At 64.2% G+C, this 21,092-nt stretch carries 26 protein-coding genes; 13 read left to right on the top strand and 13 right to left on the bottom strand.

All coding sequences use genetic code 11. From position 1 onward, the window contains the following. Window positions 1–39 precede the first annotated feature (39 nt). Window positions 40–750, top strand: a complete 711-nt coding sequence (locus tag ACHIRB_RS21460; RefSeq protein ID WP_395114078.1) for a type 1 glutamine amidotransferase domain-containing protein — start codon at window positions 40–42, stop codon at window positions 748–750. Here ACHIRB_RS21460 and ACHIRB_RS21455 read toward each other — a convergent pair. Further along, a complete protein-coding gene (locus ACHIRB_RS21455) occupies window positions 747–1,307 on the bottom strand; it encodes a sugar O-acetyltransferase (protein WP_395114079.1) in 561 nt (186 codons plus the stop codon). The genes ACHIRB_RS21460 and ACHIRB_RS21455 overlap by 4 nt on opposite strands. 70 nt (window positions 1,308–1,377) lie before the next feature. Between ACHIRB_RS21455 and ACHIRB_RS21450 the strand changes: the two genes are divergently transcribed. Continuing rightward, on the top strand, window positions 1,378–2,100 hold the full coding sequence (locus ACHIRB_RS21450) for a FadR/GntR family transcriptional regulator (RefSeq protein WP_199704673.1): 723 nt from the start codon (window positions 1,378–1,380) through the stop codon (window positions 2,098–2,100). Next, window positions 2,097–2,762, top strand: a complete 666-nt coding sequence (locus tag ACHIRB_RS21445; RefSeq protein WP_395124944.1) for a sterol desaturase family protein — start codon at window positions 2,097–2,099, stop codon at window positions 2,760–2,762. Before ACHIRB_RS21450 ends, ACHIRB_RS21445 begins: the two co-directional genes overlap by 4 nt. Before the next feature lie 89 nt (window positions 2,763–2,851). Here the strand turns inward: ACHIRB_RS21445 and ACHIRB_RS21440 are convergent, their stop codons facing one another. Together ACHIRB_RS21440 and ACHIRB_RS21435 are read right to left on the bottom strand one after the other, a co-directional pair. Further along, window positions 2,852–3,607 (bottom strand): lysophospholipid acyltransferase family protein, encoded by a 756-nt coding sequence (locus ACHIRB_RS21440; RefSeq protein WP_395124945.1) that lies wholly within the window; start codon window positions 3,605–3,607, stop codon window positions 2,852–2,854. Window positions 3,608–3,620: 13 nt separating this feature from the next. After that, on the bottom strand, window positions 3,621–4,373 hold the full coding sequence (locus ACHIRB_RS21435; RefSeq protein ID WP_395124946.1) for a lysophospholipid acyltransferase family protein: 753 nt from the start codon (window positions 4,371–4,373) through the stop codon (window positions 3,621–3,623). 87 nt (window positions 4,374–4,460) lie between these two features. Here ACHIRB_RS21435 and ACHIRB_RS21430 point away from each other — a divergent pair, with 87 nt between their 5' ends. Together ACHIRB_RS21430 and ACHIRB_RS21425 are read left to right on the top strand one after the other, a co-directional pair. Continuing rightward, entirely contained in the window at window positions 4,461–5,312 is an 852-nt protein-coding gene (locus ACHIRB_RS21430) for a hypothetical protein (RefSeq protein ID WP_395124947.1), read from the top strand. Between the two features lie 44 nt (window positions 5,313–5,356). Then, window positions 5,357–6,892: a Rieske 2Fe-2S domain-containing protein gene (locus ACHIRB_RS21425; RefSeq protein ID WP_395124948.1), complete on the top strand. Its 1,536-nt coding sequence runs from the start codon at window positions 5,357–5,359 to the stop codon at window positions 6,890–6,892. A gap of 13 nt (window positions 6,893–6,905) precedes the next feature. Here ACHIRB_RS21425 and ACHIRB_RS21420 read toward each other — a convergent pair whose 3' ends face one another. The 6 genes from ACHIRB_RS21420 to ACHIRB_RS21395 all read right to left on the bottom strand — a co-directional run bounded on the left by ACHIRB_RS21420 (window position 6,906) and on the right by ACHIRB_RS21395 (window position 11,543). Then, window positions 6,906–7,355 (bottom strand): YdeI/OmpD-associated family protein, encoded by a 450-nt coding sequence (locus ACHIRB_RS21420; RefSeq protein ID WP_199704668.1) that lies wholly within the window; start codon window positions 7,353–7,355, stop codon window positions 6,906–6,908. Window positions 7,356–7,402: 47 nt separating this feature from the next. Then, a complete protein-coding gene (locus tag ACHIRB_RS21415; protein WP_395114085.1) occupies window positions 7,403–8,326 on the bottom strand; it encodes a DMT family transporter in 924 nt (307 codons plus the stop codon). Window positions 8,327–8,378: 52 nt separating this feature from the next. Continuing rightward, window positions 8,379–8,786 carry a hypothetical protein gene (locus ACHIRB_RS21410; RefSeq protein ID WP_395124949.1) on the bottom strand — a complete coding sequence of 136 codons (408 nt, stop codon included), beginning with the start codon at window positions 8,784–8,786 and terminating at the stop codon, window positions 8,379–8,381. 93 nt (window positions 8,787–8,879) lie between these two features. Further along, the gene (locus ACHIRB_RS21405; protein ID WP_395117253.1) at window positions 8,880–9,785 is read right to left on the bottom strand and encodes a neutral zinc metallopeptidase; all 906 of its coding nucleotides are present in this window, start codon (window positions 9,783–9,785) and stop codon (window positions 8,880–8,882) included. Then, entirely contained in the window at window positions 9,782–10,981 is a 1,200-nt protein-coding gene (locus ACHIRB_RS21400) for an MFS transporter (RefSeq protein ID WP_395124950.1), read from the bottom strand. The genes ACHIRB_RS21405 and ACHIRB_RS21400 overlap by 4 nt, the downstream gene beginning before the upstream one ends. A gap of 133 nt (window positions 10,982–11,114) precedes the next feature. Next, window positions 11,115–11,543 (bottom strand): hypothetical protein, encoded by a 429-nt coding sequence (locus ACHIRB_RS21395; RefSeq protein WP_395124951.1) that lies wholly within the window; start codon window positions 11,541–11,543, stop codon window positions 11,115–11,117. Between the two features lie 132 nt (window positions 11,544–11,675). Between ACHIRB_RS21395 and ACHIRB_RS21390 the strand changes: the two genes are divergently transcribed. Then, on the top strand, window positions 11,676–12,617 hold the full coding sequence (locus ACHIRB_RS21390; protein WP_395117260.1) for an enoyl-CoA hydratase/isomerase family protein: 942 nt from the start codon (window positions 11,676–11,678) through the stop codon (window positions 12,615–12,617). 38 nt (window positions 12,618–12,655) lie between these two features. Here the strand turns inward: ACHIRB_RS21390 and serS are convergent, their stop codons facing one another. Together serS and ACHIRB_RS21380 are read right to left on the bottom strand one after the other, a co-directional pair. Next, window positions 12,656–13,915, bottom strand: a complete 1,260-nt coding sequence (serS, locus tag ACHIRB_RS21385) for a serine--tRNA ligase (protein ID WP_199704662.1) — start codon at window positions 13,913–13,915, stop codon at window positions 12,656–12,658. Between the two features lie 34 nt (window positions 13,916–13,949). Beyond that, entirely contained in the window at window positions 13,950–14,336 is a 387-nt protein-coding gene (locus tag ACHIRB_RS21380) for an ankyrin repeat domain-containing protein (RefSeq protein WP_199704661.1), read from the bottom strand. 306 nt (window positions 14,337–14,642) lie between these two features. Between ACHIRB_RS21380 and ACHIRB_RS21375 the strand changes: the two genes are divergently transcribed. The 7 genes from ACHIRB_RS21375 to ACHIRB_RS21345 all read left to right on the top strand — a co-directional run bounded on the left by ACHIRB_RS21375 (window position 14,643) and on the right by ACHIRB_RS21345 (window position 19,405). Beyond that, window positions 14,643–15,674, top strand: coding sequence for a septum formation family protein (locus tag ACHIRB_RS21375; RefSeq protein ID WP_395124974.1), 1,032 nt, complete (start codon window positions 14,643–14,645; stop codon window positions 15,672–15,674). Window positions 15,675–15,676: 2 nt separating this feature from the next. Then, on the top strand, window positions 15,677–16,027 hold the full coding sequence (locus ACHIRB_RS21370) for a metallopeptidase family protein (RefSeq protein WP_199704660.1): 351 nt from the start codon (window positions 15,677–15,679) through the stop codon (window positions 16,025–16,027). A 72-nt stretch (window positions 16,028–16,099) separates the two neighbouring features. Continuing rightward, window positions 16,100–16,471, top strand: coding sequence for a VOC family protein (locus ACHIRB_RS21365; protein WP_395124952.1), 372 nt, complete (start codon window positions 16,100–16,102; stop codon window positions 16,469–16,471). 62 nt (window positions 16,472–16,533) lie between these two features. Next, a complete protein-coding gene (locus tag ACHIRB_RS21360) occupies window positions 16,534–16,905 on the top strand; it encodes a DUF4186 domain-containing protein (RefSeq protein ID WP_395124953.1) in 372 nt (123 codons plus the stop codon). A 136-nt stretch (window positions 16,906–17,041) separates the two neighbouring features. Further along, window positions 17,042–17,356 (top strand): PE family protein, encoded by a 315-nt coding sequence (locus ACHIRB_RS21355; protein ID WP_199704657.1) that lies wholly within the window; start codon window positions 17,042–17,044, stop codon window positions 17,354–17,356. Window positions 17,357–17,390: 34 nt separating this feature from the next. Continuing rightward, a complete protein-coding gene (locus tag ACHIRB_RS21350; RefSeq protein ID WP_395117265.1) occupies window positions 17,391–18,569 on the top strand; it encodes a PPE domain-containing protein in 1,179 nt (392 codons plus the stop codon). After that, entirely contained in the window at window positions 18,566–19,405 is an 840-nt protein-coding gene (locus ACHIRB_RS21345) for an ESX secretion-associated protein EspG (RefSeq protein ID WP_395124954.1), read from the top strand. The genes ACHIRB_RS21350 and ACHIRB_RS21345 overlap by 4 nt, the downstream gene beginning before the upstream one ends. Before the next feature lie 6 nt (window positions 19,406–19,411). On the opposite strand, the gene ACHIRB_RS21340 is transcribed toward ACHIRB_RS21345, so the two are convergent. After that, window positions 19,412–20,077 (bottom strand): histidine phosphatase family protein, encoded by a 666-nt coding sequence (locus ACHIRB_RS21340; RefSeq protein WP_395124955.1) that lies wholly within the window; start codon window positions 20,075–20,077, stop codon window positions 19,412–19,414. After that, entirely contained in the window at window positions 20,074–20,988 is a 915-nt protein-coding gene (gene pheA / locus ACHIRB_RS21335; RefSeq protein ID WP_199704653.1) for a prephenate dehydratase, read from the bottom strand. The genes ACHIRB_RS21340 and pheA overlap by 4 nt, the downstream gene beginning before the upstream one ends. Window positions 20,989–21,092 lie beyond the last annotated feature (104 nt).

Raw genomic sequence — 21,092 nt, 5'->3', positions numbered from 1 at the left:
GGCCGGTTCGGCGGGAGCCCGAACGGGTAGGCCGTCGGTATGGCAACAAACAAGATCCTGATCATCGTGACCAACGTCGGCGAGTACGAGAAGGTCGGCTACCGGACCGGACTGTGGCTCGGTGAGCTGACGCATTTCTACGACTACGTCGTCGAGAACGGTTACAAGGTCGACATCGCAAGCCCGGCAGGCGGATTCGTTCCGATCGATCCGGAGAGCCTCGCGCACGACGTGCTCGCTGACCTCGACACAGACAAGCGGTATCGAGATCGGGAGTTCATGGATCTGCTCGTCGACACGCGGAAAGCGACCGATCTGGACCCGGACGACTACGACGCGATCTACTTCACCGGCGGGCACGGCGTCATGTGGGACTTCCGCAGCGACGAATTGGGCGCGCTGACCGCGAAGTTCTACAAGGCCGAGAAGGTCGTTTCGGCGGTCTGCCACGGTCCGGCCGGTCTGTTGAATGTCTCGCTCAGCGCGGGCGACAGCCTGCTGGACGGGAAGAACGTCACCGGGTTCTCGTGGGCCGAAGAGGAAGGTGCTCAGCGAGCCGACGTTGTCCCGTTCAATCTGGAGGACGAACTCTCAGCGCTAGGCGGGAACTACAGCAAGGCAGACGAACCGTTCGAGCCGCACGTCGTATCGGACGGTCTGCTGGTCACGGGCCAGAATCCGGGCAGTGCACGGGGCACGGCCGAAGCCGTCGTCAAGGCGTTGCAAGAAATCTCGGCTCGAGAGAGCTAGGGCAACGCTCGAATCACTCGACACGGATTTCCCACCGCGAGCATTCGGCTCGGCACGTCGCGGGTGACAACACTGCCTGCGCCGACGACGGCGTTGTCGCCGATGGTCACCCCTGGGCAGACGATCACGCCGCCGCCCAACCACACGTTGTTTCCGATCGAAATGGGCGCTGCGGATTCCCAACGCTGGCGCCGGGCTTCGTGATCGTCGACGGGATGCAGCGCAGTCAGCAGCTGCACACGCGGACCGATCGACACGTCGTCGCCGATCGAAATCGGTGCGCAATCCAGCAGAATCGCGTCGTAGTTCAGGAAGCTGTTGGTCCCGATGCTGATCAGCGACCCGTAGTCGCACTGGAATCGCGGCATGATCCACGAGCCGGTTCCGAACGAGCCGAGCAGCTCGGTCAGCAGTTCCGATCGCAGGGCGTCGTCGTCTGCTGATGTCGCATTGAACCTGTCCAGCAGGCGTTGGCACTGCTTGCGCGCGGCGACCAGCTCGTCATCACTGTCTTGGTAAAGCTTCCCGCTCACCATTCGGTCTCGCTGCTCCCCCATGGCAACAAGCTTACGTACTCGACTGGTCTGACCACTTGACGTCTGGCCTATGACCAGTCACTCTAGATCCATGGCCCTGCAACCCGTCGAACGCCGATCCGTACCCGAGGACGTTTTCGAACAAATCCTCGCGGACGTGATCAGTGGCGAACTCAGCCCTGGCGAATCATTGCCGAGCGAACGACGGCTCGCCGAAGTGCTCGGGGTATCCCGACCCGCGGTCCGCGAGGCACTCAAACGCGTCGCTGCTGCCGGGCTCGTCGAAGTCCGACAGGGCGATTCGACGACCGTGCGCGACTATCGCAAGACCGCAGGCCTCGACCTGCTCCCCCGATTGCTGCTGCGCGCAGGCGAACTCGATGTCTCCGTCGCTCGCAGCATCCTCGAGACGCGGCTCCACAACGGACCGAAGATTGCCGAGCTTGCGGCAGAACGCAGCGGACCCGAGCTCGCCGTTCTTCTGGACGACGCGATCGCCGAACTCGTCGCAAACGACGACCCGATCGAGAAGCAGCGCCACGCACTGACCTTCTGGGATCACGTCGTCGACGGTGCCGACTCCATCGCCTTCCGCCTGATGTACAACACGCTGCGTGCGGCCTACGAACCCGCCCTGCCCGCTCTGGCTGCCGTCATGACAGCCGAGGTCGGCAATCCGGATGCCTACCGCGAAATCGCCGCAGCAATCGTCGCCAGCGACCCCGAGGCTGCATCCAAAGCCGCATACGCCCTGCTCGAACCCGCTACAACAGCCCTGATTTCGGTACTGAAAACCCTGGAGGTTCAACGATGAGCACTTCGACACCCCGCCGCATTCGCAAGAACTTCACGCTTGCTGACGCGGGACGCGAATTTTGGAAACACCCATCGCCATGGATGATCTCGGCCACCCTCGCAGTGGCGATAGTCGCGCGCATCATCGTCGGCGACTGGCAGATCACCGACGCGATCGTTCCGGTCATGATGCTGGCACTGTTCCCGTTTTTCGAGTGGATCATCCACGTGCTGATCCTGCATTGGCGTCCCCGTAAGGTCGCCGGGCTGACGATCGATCCGCTGCTAGCCCGCAAACACCGTGAACACCACACCGATCCGCGCGATGTACCGCTCATCTTCATCCCGTGGCAGGCGTTGCTCTGGGTGCTGCCTGCGACGCTCGCGATCGCGTTGCTCGCCTTCCCGCGCCTCGGACTCGGGCTGACCTACCTTGTGTTCATCGCGATGCTCGGCATTGTCTACGAGTGGAGCCACTACCTCATCCACAGCGACTACAAGCCGAAATCCCGCGTCTACAAGGCGATCTGGCGCGACCATCGGCTGCATCACTACAAGAACGAGCACTTCTGGTTCACGGTCACGACCTCAGGTACAGCCGATCGTGTGCTCGGAACCTTCCCGCACGCCGAAGATGTGCAGACCTCGCCGACGGCCAAGAACCTGCACGCCGCGCGGTAGTTCGGGTCGACTACGCAATGCTGGTTCGCACTTCGCAACGCCTCGAACCTGCTGGGGGCGTTGCGAAGTGCGGCTATGCGTTGCGCAGTTCACTTATCCCGCCGCTCAGCCTTTGCGCGTCGTTCGGCAAGCTCCGCCTCTTCCAATTCGGCGGCCGCACCGAGATCGGGAGCCCCACCTCCGAGACGCGCGGGCACCCACGGCTCCCCCGCCGGCGCTGGGTAGCCAGCCTGAGCCTTGTCGAGCAAGTCTTTCATCGCCGCACGCAACTCTCCGGTCAGTGCGTCGATCTCTTCGCGCGGCGCTATCGGCTCACCGATCTCGATATGAATCGGAAAGTTGTGTCGGCCAAGCTTTTTGGGGAACCCTTTGGTCCAGATCCGGTGCGCACCCCAGATCGCGATCGGAACAATCGGCTTGTTCGATTCCAGGGCCATCCGCGCCGCGCCGGATTTGAAGTCCTTCAGTTCGAAGCTGCGACTGATGGTCGCCTCCGGATAGACGACGACCAGTTCGCCGTCGCGCAATGCCGTCACGGCGTGCTCGTAGGCTTCGGCACCCGCAGCTCGATCGACCGGAATTGCCTTGCAGTGCTTCATCAGAAATGCGACGAACCGATTGTTCTGCAGCTCAGCCTTCATCATGTAGCGGACGTTGCGGCCACGGTTGCGGCCGACGAGCCCGATCTCGATGAAGTCGAGATAGGCCGTGTGATTCACGGCGAGCACGGCACCACCGACGGCAGGAATGTTGTCCTGACCGTTGATGCGCAGCCGCACACCCTGCAGCTTCAGCATCGACCGCCCCACGATGTTCAGCGCGTCGTAGACCAACTCGCGGGCCATCGACTAGCACGGCCTACTCGGCAGACTTCGCGCGTCGGGCCGCCATCCTCGCTTCTGCTTCTGCATTGTCGAGTGCGGTGGCTTCCTCGAGTGTCGGCGCACTTCCGCCGAGCCGAGCGGGCACCCAATATGCGCCTGCCGGATGGTCGTAGTCCTTCTGCAGTTCGAGTAGCAGTCCCTGCATCGTGGACCGCAGTTCTGCCGTCAGATCAGCAGCCGGTTCGTACGGCTGGATCGGCTCGCCGACCGCGATCGAGATAGGAGTGTTGGTGCGGCCCAACCGTTTAGGGTGACCCTTCGTCCAGACGCGCTGTGCACCCCAGATCACGATCGGGACGATCGGCACATTCGCCTCGATCGCCATACGCGCTGCACCGGACTTGAATTCCTTGATCTCGAAGCTTCGGCTGATCGTCGCTTCCGGATAGACGCCGACCAGTTCGCCGCGGCGCAACGCGTCGACAGCTTGACGGTACGACTCAGCGCCAGCAGTGCGGTCGACCTCGATGTGCTTGAGGTTGCGCATGATCGGCCCGGAGATCTTGTTGTCGAAGACCTCCTTTTTCGCCATGAAGCGGATCAAACGTCTCGGCGTCCGCGCGGGCAGGCCCGCATAGGTGAAATCGAGGTAGCCGGTGTGATTGACCGCGACGACGGCACCACCGGTAGCCGGGACATTCTCTGCACCGTGGACCGTGAACTTCAGGCCCTCCAGCGCGAAGACGGCGCGCGCGATACCGACGATGGTCTGATAGAGGGGTTCCACAGTCGGCTAGCGTAGTCGGTGACCAACCGATCACACACACCGATCGAACGCACACGCGCGGCGGAACGACGACGAAAGGTTCGATTCGTGAACCGACAGCGGACAGCGGTATTCACCTGTGCGGTGGGAGTGTCGGCAATCCTGCTGGTGAGTGGCTGCGACAGCCGTAGTGGCGTGGACACCGCGTCGAGTCCGTCCACAGCGTCGACTGCGCGACCATCCGCCGCGGCCTCGACGGCCCCGACGACCGGGACGCCGACCTCGGCTACCACTGTCGCGACGGTCCCTGTCGGCGAAGTCCCGACCAATCCGCAAGCAGCCGAAGCGCTGCGACCATGGGCGACCGACCTCGTCGACGGTGACATCGACCTGCTGACGAAGACGTGCTGGACGATCTCGCCGCAGGGCGTCGCAGAGATGTACACCGACACCGACGCCATCCTCGCTGCCATCGCACAGCCCGGCGTAGATGGCCAGTTCGCAGTCACCTGGACGGGTCCGCAACGGACGGTCAGCGTGAAGCGCAGCGAGATCGTGTCCGGCTATGCCTGCCCGTCGGTACGCCCGACCGGCAGTTCCGCCGACCTCGATCCTCGCGAAGCACGGCACACCGTTCGGCGCTACCTGTCGCGTTTCATCGGAAAGCCCGTCAACCCGGCCGACGTCGAGGGTGACTATCGACTCGTCTGCGATGGCGCGCTACAGACGTGGGACCCGGACGGCACCGGCACAGCGACGGCTCCCCCGCTGGCCAACAACCCGGGGCGCCTCACCGGCATCACGGCGTTCCAGGACAGTGAGATCACCTCCGAGCAACTCGGCAACTCCTATGTGCGGGTTTCGGTGCCGGTGACCAACGCGGCCGGCGTCACCACAACCGAAATTTTCACCCTCGATGTCGGCGCGAACGGCTACTGCATCGGCGACGTCAGCCCGTAGGCCCTACTCTGGATAGCTGCAGTCGGTCACCAGGAGGCATACAAGTGCAGGTCACGAGCGTCGGACACGCCGGGTTCCACATTCAGACCAAGGCGGGGTCGATTCTGTGCGATCCGTGGGTCAATCCCGCGTACTTCGCGTCGTGGTTTCCCTTCCCGGACAACTCCCAGCTCGACTGGGACGCACTCGGCAACTGCGACTACCTTTACGTCTCCCACCTGCACAAAGACCACTTCGACCCGGCGACCCTGACAAAGCACGTCAACAAGGACGCAACGGTTCTGCTGCCCGATTACCCGGTGCCGGACCTCAAGCGCGAACTCGAAGCGCTCGGCTTCACGAAGTTCTTCGAGACCGAAGATTCGGTGAAGCATCACGTCGACGGGCTCGACGTGATGATCATCGCCCTGCGCGCACCCGCCGACGGACCGATCGGTGATTCCGGTCTCGTCGTGTCCGACGGCGAGACGACGTGTTTCAACATGAACGACGCGCGGCCGGTCGACATGGATGTGCTGCACGATCAGTTCGGGAAGATCGACATCCACCTGCTGCAGTACTCGGGCGCGATCTGGTACCCGATGGTCTACGACATTCCCAAGCGCACCAAGGCGAACTTCGGCAAGCAGAAGCGCCAGCGCGGTATGGATCGCTGTCGCAGCTACATCGAGCAGGTCGATGCGACATGGGTCGTCCCGTCTGCAGGCCCGCCGGTGTTCCTCGATCCGGAGTTGCGGTACCTCAACGACGATCAGGCGGACGAAGGCAACATCTTCCCTGATCAGATTGTTTTTCTCGAGCAGATGCGGATCCACGGCAAAGACAAGGGTGTCTTGATGATTCCCGGCTCGACCGCGGACCTGCACGGCGCCGACCTGACGCTGACGCATCCGGTCGAGGACCCGATGGCGATCTTCGACAACAAAGCGGACTACATCGAAGAGATGGCTCAGCGGATGGCGCCGGTCCTCGCGGCCGAGAAGGCGTCGTGGGCTTCGGCCGAGGGTGAGCCGCTACTCGGACCGCTGCGGGACCTGTTCGAGCCTCTGATGGCCCTGACCGATCAGATCTGCGACGGCATCGGCTATCCCGTCGGACTCGTGCTGGGTGACGAGACGGTTGTCCTCGACTTCCCGGCGCGTACCGTCCGGGCACCTGGTGAGAACGACGGCAAGTATCGGTTCGGTTTCCGCATCGCGCCCGAACTCGTCCGCACGGTCCTGCGCGACAACGAGCCCGACTGGGTCAACAGCATCTTCCTGTCGACGCGTTTCACCGCCTGGCGCATCGGTGGCTACAACGAATTCCTCTACACCTTCTTCAAATGCCTCACAGACGAGCGCATGGCCTACGCAGACGGTTGGTTTGCGGAGTCTCACGACGACTCTGCGTCCACCGAGCTTGCAGGTTGGGAAATCCAGCGGCGGTGCCCGCACTTGAAAGCGGACCTATCCAAGTTCGGCGTCATCGAAGGCGAAAAGCTGACCTGCAATCTGCACGGCTGGCAGTGGGATCTGCCGAGCGGCCGGTGTTTGACGTCGAAGGGCCACGAACTGCGTTCGCGGAAGCTCGAAGCGTAGTCAGGCGGATCGGTCAGGCCCGGTTGAGCACCGCGTGCACGGTGTTCGCGACGCGGCGTGACCGTGTCTCCGGCCGTTTGGCGTCGGTTATCGCGGTCACGTGCTCGCGGCGAAGCGAGAAGGCAAGCTTGTCGAACGCCTCCCGCACACCAGCTTCGGCGAGCGCTGCTGCGAGATCGTCGGGGACGTCGACCGTCCGTTCGGCGTTGTCCCGCTCGACGGTGACGAGCACCGAATCGCCTGGATGTTTGCTGAGTTCGTTGCGTATCGACTTGAGAATGCCGAGGCACGGGCCGGCACCCATGTCGACGACCGAACCTTTGTACGGAATGCCGTCGAACGTCGCTTCGACCGGAATTCGTCCGCCTCCACCGAGTGCATCGACCACGGCCGCCGGAACTGCCACGTAGGCTCCGCCGCCGCCGGACTCTGTCGACTTGATCTGCGCCTCGAACTCCTCCACCGACAGCAGAGTAGTCCAATGGAAGGCCGGGCCGTGACGACTCGGGCCTACGTTTTGCTTCTGCCTGCCGCAATCCACACGGCGACGAGCGTCAGCACACCGCCGACCACCACCGTCACGGTCAGGGTCGCCCCGCTCGCAGGGACGATCGCGTCGAGTAACAATGCGCCGAGAAGTTGACCGGCGATGACGCTGAGGCCGAGCAGCAGCACGCCGAGCGTTCGCACCAGCACCGCCGCGGCAGCGATGTGCGCGATGCCGAGCGTTCCGCCGACATAGAGCCACCAGTCTGTCGGCGGCGTCGACGGCCAGCCCCGGACCGTCAGCCCGATCGCCGCGACGATCACCAGCGCTGTCGTGCCCGTTGCGAAATTGATCCACGTCGCAACCATCGGACCGCCGACAGCGGCGACGCGACCGTTCACTGCCTGCTGCCAGGCGAGACCGATACCCGCGATCGCAGGAAGGACAGCGAACAGCAACGCGCTTGCGTCGGCGTCGATCCGACCTGAACTTGCAACGGCGACCGCGACCAAAGCCAACGCGGCACCCAGCACACGGTTGCCGGTGAGCGGGCTCGATTCGGCAGGTCCGAGTCCCGCACGATCGACCAACAGACTGCTCAGCAACTGGCCACCGACAACGGCGACGGTGAACACGGCGACACCGATCGTCGAGATCGTAATCCCCTGGCACGCAACGTAAAAAGCACCGCACACGCCGCCGATGCACTGCCATGGCGCAAGGGTTTTCGTCCGCAGCGCAGTGCGCACCTCGGCGAGCCGGTTCTGCATTCGTCTGCTGAAAGCCAAACCGATGCACAACAACACGAACCCACTGCCGAAGCTGATCACCGCGGCTGCGACGCCATCGTCCAAACGTGCCCCGAGAGCGCCGTTGAGTCGCGACTGACCGGCGATCGATACACCGACCAGAATCGCGACGACAACACCGAAGCGTTGCGAATTCACTTGGCCAATAGTGCCATCCGCAGTGAACTCGCCCGACAGGGCCGACGAGTGGTTAGCCGCCCTCGGGGTCCTCTGGCACGACTGGCGTTGTCGTGATGACGGCGGGTGCCGTTGTTGTCGGTACGACCGGAGCCAGTGTCGTCGTCGGTGCCGGCGTCAGCGGCGCGGGCGCCGGTGTCAGCGGTGCCGGCGCAGGCGTCAAGGGAGCAGGAGCCGGATTGAGCGGCGCCGGAGCAGGATTCAGCGGTGCAGGCCTCGGGTTTCCTGGTTCGACGGGCGCTGCTGGTGGCGGTACGACCGCCGGCGTCGTCGCACTCGTACTGGTCGCGCTTGGTGTCGTCGTTGCCGACTTCGTCGTGCTGGACGTATCGGACGGCTTCGGATCACCGTCATCGGATCCACAAGCACCGACGAGCAACAGGGCAGCGCAACTAACGGCAGCAATAATCAGGCGTTTCAAGACTGGACCCCTCCATTGTCAACATGTACCGAACAGCCGATCGTTACCGACGCTACTGTTCTGCCGCACGGAATCTTGGCGAATCGGCAAAAGTCAGCCTACGGTTTCCGACGCGGCCGACCAGGTGTTGCAGGTATCCAGCGACGTCCGACCCGCACCCTTCGTGAACCACTCACCGAAGTTCCTCGGCGATCCGTGGTCAGCAGGCCTGCCCGGCGCATCGCCACGTGTGTAGTTGTCGCGCTGGGCCACCTGAATGCTTGCGATGTCGAAGTTGGTTCCGACGAAGATCCCCGACAGGCACTGCGCTTGCAGTTCGGTCCGGCGCGAAATCTCGAGTCCGGCGGGCGTCTCCCTGCCCATCAGCGTGATCATCTCGGTCGCCGCGCCCAACGTGCCGCTCAATTGCTGCAGGTGATGGCCATATTCGTGGGCGAGCATGCTGATCGCCGCCGTCGGAATCGCATCCCGACCCGCATTTGTGCCCTGGTAGCTCGACGGGGCGAGATAGATCGTTCCGTCGCAGTAGAAGCTGTTCTCCTCGGGCGGGCGACCGCAACCCAACGACGCGACTGACGCCGAAACCTTCAACTCGGGCGCGGTGAACGGGATCGACAACCGTGCCAGAACCGGTTGCCACGTGGAATTGAGGCAGCCCATCGCCACGTCGAGGAACGTGCGGACCGTGGGATCGTCCTCGGCCCACGGCGGTAGAACACATGCCTGCTTGCGCAGCGACACGGGCGAGGTGAGCGGATTGGTCCCTATTCCGACGACCGAATTCGGGCGCAGTGACGTAGGCACGGTCGACGGACTCGGTGCGACCGTGCTGGCCGCGGGATTCGTGGTACTCGACGCCGCGCCGGACATCACGTACTGCGACCCCTCTTCGGAATCGCCGACCATCCGCGCGAGGAGCAACAATCCGGCAAGAACGAGTCCCGCGACAACGGCAACCGACGCGATCACCAGCGGGCCGCGTCGATGCCGTTCGATCACCCGGTCACTGTAGGGCCATGTGACTGGCGCGGTAGCCACTTCGGCACAAGGGCTGCCGCCAGGACCACCGGTATCCCGAGTAGTGCGACCAACACCGGCGTAGACAGCCACACCGAACCGAGTGCGACAGCGGCAAAGATAGCCAGACTGACAACCTCTGCCAGCAAACTCGATGCCGACGTCACAGTCGCGCGGGCGGGTCCCTCGATCGCGTCCTGCAGGCGGGCTTCGCTCACGATCACAGCGTTGGTGATGATGCCGTAGCCAACTCCGATTGCGGCGAACCCGATTATGCCGAGTATCCCGGGTCCACCGATCAGGGCACCACCTGCCAGCGCAATGCCGGCAACGACAACACCGCGAGCCATCGTCGACGCCTTCATCGACGCCGTTCGACCAGCCAGCGCAGAGCCGACGAGCGAACCCGCTACGGTCAATCCCACCAGAATCGGGATGAAACCTGTTGCGGCACCATTGTCTTCGGCAAGAAGGCCGAAGTACTCGTCGATTGCCGTGAATCCGAACAGCACCGACGACAGCAGGACGCCACGGCGAACGGTCTTGTGCCGCAGCGCTTCCGTGACACCACTGCGCAGCATGGTGAGGTAGGTACTAGTCGGGGTGTCGGCGGCAACGTCCGGGTCGTCTTCGTAGTCGTCTCCGTCGTCGTCGATTTCGGCGACGGCGGCAACGGATGCCGCCTTCGGCGCGCTCGGCAACGAGGCTGCCAGCAGTGCGGCGCACAGTGCGACGGCGACACTCGACGCGCCGACCAATCCATAGCCGCCCCATGCGAACAGCGGTGCGGCAGAGAGGATTCCCAACAATGCGCCCGTCTCGGCGGCCGAGTTCGCGAACCCGATAATGCGCGCGTACTCACGCGTCGCCGATCGTGCAGCCAACTCGTCGTACAGCAAGGCTTGGAACGTTCCCGACTGCAACGAGCCACCTATGCCCCACAGTACGAAGCCGAGCGCAAAGCCCGCATACGAGGGAAAGACGGTCCAGACTGCGAACCCCGACGCGGTTACCAGCGCGCCAAGTACGAGCAGCCCGCGACGGGAGACCGTGTCCGCCCAAGCACCCGACGGCACCTCGAAAACGAACGCGGTGACCGACCAGATGAACAGCAGCGACGAGATCTCCGCTGTGTCCAGACCATGGTCGGCGAAGAGCAGCGCGTAGAGCGCGTACAACGGGATCAGTTCACCGACACCGGAATACGCGATCGCGCGAACGGCAAGCGAGCTATTGGAACTGGGTCAAGTGTCGCCGCTGAAGAATCGCATGCGTCCACTCTGGCAACGAACCGACCGAGCCGTCAAGGCATTAGTTCGGCGGCACCTTCCAGTACCAGACGGCATCGGCTTCGACCCGGATGCTCTCCAGCAGAGCTCCCCTACGCGTGACTTTTACGTCGATTGCCCGATCCAGCCTGTTCGCCAGACGAAAGTCGTTGTCCTGCTGGACCGTCGTCGTGTCGATTCGGTAGGTACCAGGAACGAAGCCGGGCAGCACGGTGACCAGGTGGTTTCGCGGATTCTCGAGTTCGAACGCGGTCTCGCGGGAATCGATCGTGAGGGTGAATCGATAGCCGTCGTTCGGCACGGGTGTCTCGGGACCCGGACCTGCCGAGCCCGAACCCGACGAACCGGTATCGGGTGCAGCCGCGGCAGGTTGAGCAAGGAGTACCGCTGCGCATCCGATGACGATGACGGTGACGACGGAAATGACCGCAGAAACAAGTGCCCGCAACATGCTCAAAACGATATAAGGCCGCTCCGCGGCTTGTGAGTCCTTTCGGAGGGCGGAACCGCCGAAAAGACTCACGAGGCGCGGAGCGCCATAGACTTACCGATCAGTACGAAATGGCCCTACTCGAGGAGCAGCGTGTCCAAGATTCGCACCGAGCGCGACGGCAGGGTCCTCACGGCGACGATCAGCAACCCGCCGTACAACTTTCTCACCGGCGAGATCATGAAGGAACTGCACGAACTTCTGCTCGAGATCAACGGCGATCGCAGCATCGGCACCGTGGTCCTCGCGAGCGATCTCGACGGAATCTTCATCTCGCACTTCGACGTTCGTGAACTTGCCGTCGCGCCCGACGTCCCGATGGACCAAGGGGTACCGCATGCTGTCGCCAGCGGAACATTGAGGCTGCAGGGTGTCATCGAGCAGATCCCCGGTGCCAGAAACGCGCTCAGCAAAACTGCGGCCGCGGCTGTTTCCGACCTCCTGCATTTCCACGAGACCTGCGCCTTGATGCAGCGCATCGACAAGGTGCTGATCGCGTCCATCAACGGTCGCGCGCTCGGCGGTGGCTCCGAACTCGCCCTCGCCTGCGATATCCGGATCATGGCCCAGGGCCCGTTCCAGATCGGTCAGCCAGAAGTGCTCATCGGAATCATCCCCGGCGGCGGCGGAACGCAACGCCTGCCGCGGGCGATCGGACACGGACGCGCGCTCGAGCTACTGCTCGAAGGCAGGCCCCTGAGCCCGATGGAAGCCCTCGACATCGGCTACGTCAATCACGTCGTTGCACCCGGCGATCTCGTCGAGTTCACCAACATCACCGCTCATCGCCTCTCCCGTCGGTCCAACGATGCCGTCGCCGCGATCAAGCGGACGGTCAACGGCGACGCTTCGCTCGCGAAGGGGCTGCGCGCCGAACGCTCGGCCTTCCTCTCGACCGTCTCGTCGAAATCGGCGCGCACGGCGATGCGCGCCTACATCGACCACATCGACGCGCTCGAAGCCGCAGGCGAGGACCTCAGCATCGAATCGCTCGGGCAGTGGCTCGACGGGACGGCGTACGACTTCAACACCTGACCAGCGTCGGGGTGGTGTCGCGTCAGGGCAGTGTCGCTTCAGGGCGCTGTCAAGACGTCCGTTCCGACGAACGGCACCAACGCCGCAGGAACGCGAACCGAACCATCGGCCTGCTGGTGGTTCTCCAGAATCGCGACGATCCAGCGTGTGGTGGCAAGGGTGCCGTTCAGCGTCGCCGCGACCTGCGGCTTTCCGTTCTCGTCGCGGTAGCGGACGCCGAGGCGACGGGACTGGAACGTCGTGCAATTCGACGTCGACGTCAGCTCTCGGTAGGTCTGCTGGGTCGGCACCCACGCCTCGCAGTCGAACTTGCGGGCCGCCGACGATCCCAGATCACCGGCGGCGACGTCGATCACCCGGTAGGGCACCTCGATCGCGGCGAGCATGTCGCGCTCCCACCCGAGCAGACGCTGATGCTCCGCGTCGGCGTCCTCGGGCTTGCAGTAGGTGAACATCTCGACCTTGTCGAACTGATGCACCCGAATGATGCCGCGGGTGTCCTTGCCGTAGCTGCCCGCCTCGCGACGGAAGCACGACGACCAGCCCGCGTAGCGCTTCGGCTTCTCGGCGAGGTCGAGGATCTCGCCGGAGTGGTAACCAGCCAGCGGCACTTCCGACGTTCCGACGAGGTAGAGGTCGTCGTCCTGCAGGTGATAGACCTCGGCAGCGTGCGCGCCGAGGAAGCCCGTTCCGGCCATGATCTCCGGTCGCACCAGCACCGGCGGAATCATCATCGTGAAACCGTTGGCGGTCGCTCGCTGCGCGGCGAGCTGCAGCAATCCGAGCTGCAACATCGCGCCGTACCCGGTGAGGAAGTAGAACCGCGCGCCGGACACCTTGGCGCCACGTTCCATGTCGATCAGATTGAGCGACTCGCTGAGCTCGAGGTGGTCCTTGGGTTCGAAATCGAAGGTCGGTACGTCGCCGACCGTCTCGAGAACGACGAAGTCGGCCTCGCCGCCCGCGGGCGCACCCTCTTGCACGACGTTCGAGATCGCACGGTGCGCGGCGTCCAGAGCTGCATCGGCCTGCTGCTGAGCAGCCTCGGCCTCCTTGACCTTCGCCGACAGCTCCTGCGCACCGGCGAGCAGAGCCGGCCGATCCTCCGGACTCGCCTTGCCGACCAGCTTGCCGCGTGCCTTCTGCTCGGCGCGCAGATTGTCGGCAGCGGCAACCGCAGCGCGTCGGGAGGCGTCAGCTTCGAGCAAGGCGTCCACCAGGGCCGGATCTTCACCCCGTGCTCGCTGCGACGCACGGACTACCTCTGGGTTATCGCGCAGAAATCTCAGGTCGATCACGCCTGCAAACCCTACTTTGGCCGCATGCTGCTGGTCATTCGGGTTTGCGCTTGAACCTGTCGACAAGGTCCTCACGGCCGAACATCTCCGCGGTTTCGACTGCGGTCGGGCTGCCGCCGGTCGGGTCCGCGCCGGCTGCGAGCAAGGCGTCGAGGACGTCGTCGTGCATCTTGAACACCACTCCGGCCAACGGCGTCTGCCCCTTGTCATTGGCCTGATTGACGTCGGCGCCACGATCGACGAGCAGGCGCACAACGTCGAGGTGGCCGTGATAGCTGGCCAACATCACCAACGTGTCGCCACTCTGATTCGACATGTTCACTGGGACACCGGAATCCAAGTACTCGGCCAGTGTCGCCGCGTCGCCGCTGCGTGCCATCGTGAACAGCCGATTGGCAAGATCATGGACGTCTTCGCTCATAGGAAGTCAAACTACGCTGTGCGCCGCAACGGCGACCGGGCATGATGGAGCCTGATGTCCGAAGAAAATGCACCCGCCGACAAGACTTCGAATGCGAAAGCTGCACTGAGCAGACTGCGCTCGAAGCTCATCCCGAATCGACCCGAGGCCGCCGAGGGAACCACTCCCGATGCTGCTGGGGATTCGACGGCCGAGACCGTCGACCTGTCGAAAGTCGACGATGGAATCGGTCCCGATGGGACTGCAACCGAATCTGCCGCTGCCGAAGGAGCCGATCCCGCCGCTCCCAGCCCAGCGAAGCGGCACATGTCGGCGAGCACGACGCGGCGCGTTCTTGCTGCCGTCGCCGTCGGCGCCGTCGTTGCGGCTGTCGGAACGATAGCGATTGCGGGTGGTTTCAAGAAGCCGACTGAACTCGAGACGCACCAACCGGGCGAAGATCCCAAACTCTCCGCGGTCGAAGGCGAAGCGTTCGGAACTGCGGTGCAGGGCGACTGCCTCACGTGGACGACCAGCACCGAGGACATCGGCAAGATCGACTGCAGCGAACCGCACCAATTCGAAGTTGCATCGGAACTCGACCTCAGCCTCTACCCGGGTCGCGAATTCGGGCCCGGTTCGGCCTTCCCCGGCGTACTGCGGTTCACCGAGTTGCAGGACGAACACTGTGTACCCGCCGTCGACGCCTACCTCGGCGCGAAGTTCGATCCGCAGGGCAAGTTCGATGTCGGACTGATCTTCCCGAGCGAAGCAGGCTGGAACGCTGGTCAGCGCACGTTGCGCTGCGGCATCAAGTTCGCGAAGACGAACGGTGCACTGATGCCGATCACGGGGACAGTGACCGGACAGGACCAATCGAAGATCTGGGAAACCGGCACCTGCGTCGGAATCGACCGCAATCTGCCGACCGATCCCGTCGATTGCTCGCAAGCACATGCCTTCGAGGTGTCCGGAATCGTGGATCTCACCACTCAGTTCCCCGGCGGTCCGCCGTCGTCGGACGATCAGGACAAGTACCTGACCGACACCTGCGCCAAGATCACCGACGAATACCTCGGCTCCCCTGACACGCTGCGCAACAAGACCCTGACGATGTTCTTCCCGAGCGTCGAGCCGATGAGCTGGCTCGCAGGCAGCCACCGCGTGAACTGCATGGTCGGCAAGGGGTCGGGCGCCGAGGGTTTCGCGCCGATCATCGGAACGGCGAAGGGCGATATCCTGATCGACGGTCAGCCGCCGGTTCCGCCGCCCGCCGTCCCCGAGGGACGTGCACTGCCGACGCCGTTGCCGGGTGCCGCACCCCGGCCGATCCCTGGCGCAGCACCCGCTCCGCGCTGACCATGTCGGTTGTAATGTCCGACGACCGCTTCGAGGAGCTGGTCGGAGAAGCGCTCGACCTCATCCCTCCGGAGTTGGCGAAGGCGATCGACAACGTCGTGATCCTCGTCGACTCACGCAACGAGGACGAGCCCGGCCTGCTCGGGCTCTATCACGGCATCGCCCTCACCGAACGAGACAGCTACTACGGCGGTTCGCTGCCGGACACGGTCACGATCTACCGCGACAGCATCCTGGAAATCTGCGCCGACGAAGACGAGGTCGTGCACGAGGTCGCTGTGACAGTCATCCACGAAATTGCGCACTACTTCGGCATCGAGGAAGACCGGCTCCACGAGTTGGGTTGGGGCTGAGCTGCGAAGCTGTGTCGGTATCGGCGGCTAGCGTGAATCGGGTCCGCACATGGTCGATCCAGGAGGTAGCCGATGTCGCATCCTGTCGTGCATTTCGAGGTAGTAGGTAAAGACCCAGCGCGTCTTCGCAAGTACTTCGGCTGGGAGTTCGACGTGCCATCGCCGGTGGCGCAGGAAGTCTCGGAACCGGACAGCTACGGATTCGTCGACTTGATCACCACACCGGACGGCTCCGGCATTCGCGGAGGTATCGGGGGTGGCGCCGAATACGAGAGCCACGCCATCTTCTACGTCGGAGTATCAAACGTCGAGGCCGCTCTGCAGCAGGCAGAAGCACTCGGCGGTAAGCGGGTGATGGGACCCGCAACATCTCCGCGCGGACTAGTTGTCGGACACTTCACCGATCCCGAGGGGACTCTGATCGGCGTTGCCGGAACCGCTTGAATCACGGTCGGCTGTTGCAATACGCGACAGAAGATGTCGTGATCAGTTGCGAGACTGCGGTAATGGACGAGTTGGACGCCAGGCTGCAACGCATCGGGCAGCATCATTTCCGCGCGAAGTTCCGGCTTCGCGGGCGGGACCGCGCTGTGGTCGATCTGCGCGGCATCGCCACTGTCCGCAAACATGCCGAGGACTTGATCGCAGCCAGGCTTGCCCCGGCCGAGCCACGAAACGACGGCCGCCAGACGCCATACCGAGGACATCCCGTATTCGTCGCCCAGCACGCGACCGCGACGTGCTGTCGGACCTGCCTGGCGCGCTGGCACGACATCCCTGCCGGTCGTGCGCTCGCGAACGCCGAACGCAGCTACGTCGTCGAGGCGATCTGCCGATGGATCGTGGGTCAGTACACGCCGAAGCTGCCTCCGACCTGACGCAGATTTTTCTTCGACACCGATGGAACCGATCGCAATCGCGTCGCGTCCTAGTCATCGAGGGGGCATTTCTCGGTGATTCGCAGACAGGCGGACTCCGGCCCAACGGTGACCGTTAGCGAAGGAGTCCGAGACGATGACCGGTCCGGAAGTAGTCGTCATCCCCGAGATCGTGCTGGCAGCAGCAGCCGAACTCGACGCACTCGCAGGTCGGCTCGAAGTCACCGCGGCGACGGCGGCACCACTGACCCACGTAGTGCCTGCCGGTAGCGAAGAGGTGTCGGTGCTCGCATCGACGTATTTCAATCGGGCTGCCGCAACACACGACACCGCACTTGCCGCCGCGATTGCCGAGCTTCATTTCGCGGCCAACACGCTGCGTACGCAGGTCGCGTCGTACATCGCCGAGGATCTGGCCAACGCGGCGACCATCGCCGCCACAGTCGTTTGAGAATTCACGTAGTTATCGAGATGGGGAATCGATCGTGACTTTTGGTATCACCGGCGTCTTCTGGCTGCCGCGCACCGCAACCGTCAACTCGACCACGCTGTGGGCCGGCGCCGGGCCCATTCCGCTGTCGACGGCCGCGCCCGCATGGTCGGCGATCGCCGCCGCATACGGCGACGCATCGTTCACTGTCACCAGGGTGCTTGCCGAGCTGGCCGTCGGGTGGCAAGGCATCACGTCCGTCGGCGCCTTGGCCCGGCTGGGTGGCTTCAAGATCTGGGCCGACCAAGCCGCTGCGACTGCAATCGTGGCATCGACCAAGGCCGGAGCAAACGCGATCGCATCGACGACCGCACGCGTTGTCATGCCGAGCCTGCCCGAGATCGTTGCAGTTCAGACGGCCAAGGCTGTCGCGTACACGACAGGTGGCGTGCTGAACGGCACCGCCGAAGTGGCCGAAGCTGCCGACCGCGCAATGGATCTGCGTGCCGCGCTCGTCATGGAAGCCTACGAAGCTGCAACGACGACCGTCGTCGTCACGCCGACCGAATTCGTTCCGCCTCCACCGATCGCCAACGGTCTCGCCGAGGCAGGCAATGCCGATGCCGCTCAACAGGGTTCGACCAACCCCGTGCAGGCAGCCGCACTTGCAGCGGGCGCGTTCCTGCAGAACCCCGCAGTGCAGAGTGCTGCCGCCCAGGCCGGACAGATCGCGGGTTCAACCGCGTCGACTGCAGTGTCGGTCGCAAGCAATGTCGGCAGCAACGTCGCATCGGCCATGACCGCGCCGGGTACGTCGACGCCGTTTATGGGCTCACCGATGTCCGGACCGCTCGGCGGTCGTGGCGATTCGAACCCAGGGTCGTCGGTCCGGGCTGTGTCGTATCCGAGCGGAATGCCGGGAGCGACGGGCATTTCACTTCCCGAAGGCTGGGGTCAGCACTCGAGCCCGATCGCAAACGGCTCGCCGGCACCAGCCGCGCCTGGAGCGACGCCGCCCCCGCAGCCCGGCCTCGGCCCGATCGGCACGGCCGACTCCGCCGCGACCCGCGCGGCCTCGTCCGGGGGCCCGATGCTCGGTCACCGCGGTGCCGATGCGTCCGATGACGACGACGAGCACTCCTCGCCCGACTACCTCAAGAACTTCGAGCACTTCGCAGACGGCCGAACAGTGATCCCATCGGTCATCGGCGCCGAATCGGAGCACGCGCGGTGATCGATCTCGGAACCTCCTCCACGGCAACGACGTTGGGGCGAGCAACCCTCTCGGTCGACGAGCTGGACCTGCTGCTCGACCTGCTCGGAATCGACGAACTACCTGTCGTGCTCGACTGGGGTCCACGGTTCGACACGAAGCCCGCACGCGACGCCGCCTTCGAGCGTGCCGACGAATCACTGAGGGCGCGAGGCGCACTCGGCGACGGCGAGGTCGAGGAAGGTCTCGCCGACCGGCTCCGCGCGTTGGCCCGCCCACATTGGGTCCTCGCCCTGCGGTTGTTCGTGGGCGACACGATCTCTCGGCTCGCCATCGCGAAGGGTGAATCGACGTCCGTGCTCGCCCTACGCGGACCGGACTCGCTGATTCTCGACGACGTCGCTACCTCAGCGGTCGGCAACGACATCGCAGGCATCATCGCGACCGCTCTCGGACCTGCCCAGGCCTTGGACTTCGGCGGCCTCAACGCCCCGACTCAGCAGTTGGGCGAAATCTTCGACGACACCCGCGACGCTGCCGTGACTACCCGGAAGTTGTCGGCGATCGGCATACCTTCTCGCGATTCGAACACGATCGCGACGGCGATGGTCCACTGTTTCGCACACGCCGAGATCGTCGGCGTCGTCTATTCCGACGGTTCGCGAGACACCGCTGACGGACACCTCGCAGTCTTCGACACTCGCGGTGGCCGCTTCCTCGCAACAGCAAGCCGAGCACAGGACGGCACCAAGTGGTCGGCCCTGAGTCCGGGTACGAACGCCAGACTGCGCCAAGCCGTCAACAGCCTTGTTGCGTCGCTTCCCGACCGTGCGGAATTCGCGCCGCAGCCTGCCTGATTCGACTCAGCCCATCGGATCGTCGGCAACAGGACTGACGTCGTCGGCAAACGGCGGGTCGAACCGTCCCCACCGCACACATTCCCAGCCACCGTCGGCGGTCGGTAGCAACTCGACGGTCTCGGTATTGTCGAGATGATTGTTCGCGGCGAACAAGCCGGGAACATTCGAAAGATGCCGTCCGACAAGCCGAATCGCGGCGCCGTGGCTGACAACGACCACGTCGCCGGACTGTCCGTCGTCGAGGTACTTGCTGCGCAACTCACCGACGACCGGTAGGTACCGAGCGAGCACTTCGTCAGCTGATTCGCCACCAGGCGGTCGGGCAGCCGAATCACCTGCATGCCAGGCGTGGAAAACAGCCTTGAACATCTCGTGCGACGCCGTGTCGGACCGGTTCTCCAGATCGCCGGCCTGAACCTCGTGCAAACCGTCCATCACCTCGACCGTGACGAAGGTGGCAGCTTCGATATGGCTCGCTGTCTGCTGTGCCCGCAATGCGCGGGACGACACCAGCGCTGCCGGCGTGTGTTCGGCCAAACGCCGACCCACCGCCTCCGCTTGCGTCACGCCGAGCTCGGTCAGCGGCGCGCCAGGAAGTCGGGTGTCGAGGCGCTTGGCGACGTTGCCCTCGGTCTCACCGTGCCGGACGAGAATGAGCCTGCCTGTCATAGGTCGGCCGTCCCTTCGCGAAGATCGGCGAGCCATGCCGCAGCGTCCTCGTCCGAGGGCGGCGCAGTGCCGCTCGGAACCGCGGCGGCCCACGATCCGAGGAATCGAACCGGTCCTGTGCGGTGCAGAGCTTTGAGCGTCTCCCCGACAGCGGGGTCGTCGACGTGCCCGACGCAGTCGAGGAAGAATCGGTAGGTGCCCATGCCGGTGCGTGTCGGGCGCGATTCGATTCGGATGAGATCGACCCCGCGAGTGGCGAATTCCGCGAAGGCACGCATCAAAGAGCCCGGCTCGTTGGACAGTTGAAAAACGACGGCGGTGCGGTCGGCTCCGGTCGCGGCAGGCGCACGACGGGGCGGTGTCACGTACACGAACCGCGTGCGGGCGCCGTCGTGGTCGGCAACACCGTCGGCGAGCGTTGCGAGCTGTAAACGCTTGCCCGCCAACGCCGTCGACACGGCGGCATCGCCGATTCCCTTCGAAACATCTTCGGCCGCACCGGCATTCGACGAGGCGACCTGCACCTCTGCGTTCGGCACGTTCCGTTCCAGCCACAACCGAACCTGTGCCGTAGCCACGGGATACGCACGAATCGATGTGACCTGCTCGAGTGTGGTTCCGGGTCGCGCGAGAATCGAGAAACTCACGTCCAGCTCGGTTTCGGCCACGATCTGCAATCGCGAACCGACAGCGAGGGCGTCCATCGTCGCCGAGATCGATCCCTCGACCGAACTCTCGATAGGTACGACGGCGCCGTCGGCCTTACCTTCGCGGACGAACTCCAAAGCGGCGGGCTGGCTCGGTGCGGCGATTCGTTCGACGTCACCGCCGAAGATGCCGGTCGCCTCCATTTGGGCGAGCGCCATCTCGGTGAAGGTCCCGGACGGTCCGAAGTAGGCGATTCGCTGCACGCCTTCGAGGTTACGCAATCGGACCCACGACCAACCGCATGCAGGGGATGCGTTGGGAAGGCGTTCAACTTTTGTCATCGCGACGGCAAACTGGCGAGGAAGAT

It is taken from the genome of Antrihabitans spumae (genome assembly GCF_043944905.1).
GTDB lineage: Bacteria > Actinomycetota > Actinomycetes > Mycobacteriales > Mycobacteriaceae > Antrihabitans > Antrihabitans spumae.
Note: the sequence above shows the minus strand (reverse complement) of the source record. Positions and strands in the feature narration are given on the sequence as shown.

Bases quoted from the DNA above. Each gene is read 5' to 3' on its own strand.
- ACHIRB_RS21360 (WP_395124953.1), top strand. From the start codon at position 16,534: ATGGACGAGTTGGACGCCAGGCTGCAACGCATCGGGCAGCATCATTTC.
- ACHIRB_RS21440 (WP_395124945.1), bottom strand. From the start codon at position 3,607: ATGGCCCGCGAGTTGGTCTACGACGCGCTGAACATCGTGGGGCGGTCG.
- ACHIRB_RS21395 (WP_395124951.1), bottom strand. From the start codon at position 11,543: ATGTTGCGGGCACTTGTTTCTGCGGTCATTTCCGTCGTCACCGTCATC.
- ACHIRB_RS21340 (WP_395124955.1), bottom strand. From the start codon at position 20,077: ATGACAGGCAGGCTCATTCTCGTCCGGCACGGTGAGACCGAGGGCAAC.
- ACHIRB_RS21355 (WP_199704657.1), top strand. From the start codon at position 17,042: ATGACCGGTCCGGAAGTAGTCGTCATCCCCGAGATCGTGCTGGCAGCA.
- ACHIRB_RS21375 (WP_395124974.1), top strand. From the start codon at position 14,643: ATGTCGGCGAGCACGACGCGGCGCGTTCTTGCTGCCGTCGCCGTCGGC.
- ACHIRB_RS21370 (WP_199704660.1), top strand. From the start codon at position 15,677: ATGTCGGTTGTAATGTCCGACGACCGCTTCGAGGAGCTGGTCGGAGAA.
- ACHIRB_RS21450 (WP_199704673.1), top strand. From the start codon at position 1,378: ATGGCCCTGCAACCCGTCGAACGCCGATCCGTACCCGAGGACGTTTTC.
- ACHIRB_RS21460 (WP_395114078.1), top strand. From the start codon at position 40: ATGGCAACAAACAAGATCCTGATCATCGTGACCAACGTCGGCGAGTAC.
- ACHIRB_RS21455 (WP_395114079.1), bottom strand. From the start codon at position 1,307: ATGGGGGAGCAGCGAGACCGAATGGTGAGCGGGAAGCTTTACCAAGAC.
- ACHIRB_RS21445 (WP_395124944.1), top strand. From the start codon at position 2,097: ATGAGCACTTCGACACCCCGCCGCATTCGCAAGAACTTCACGCTTGCT.
- ACHIRB_RS21380 (WP_199704661.1), bottom strand. From the start codon at position 14,336: ATGAGCGAAGACGTCCATGATCTTGCCAATCGGCTGTTCACGATGGCA.
- ACHIRB_RS21365 (WP_395124952.1), top strand. From the start codon at position 16,100: ATGTCGCATCCTGTCGTGCATTTCGAGGTAGTAGGTAAAGACCCAGCG.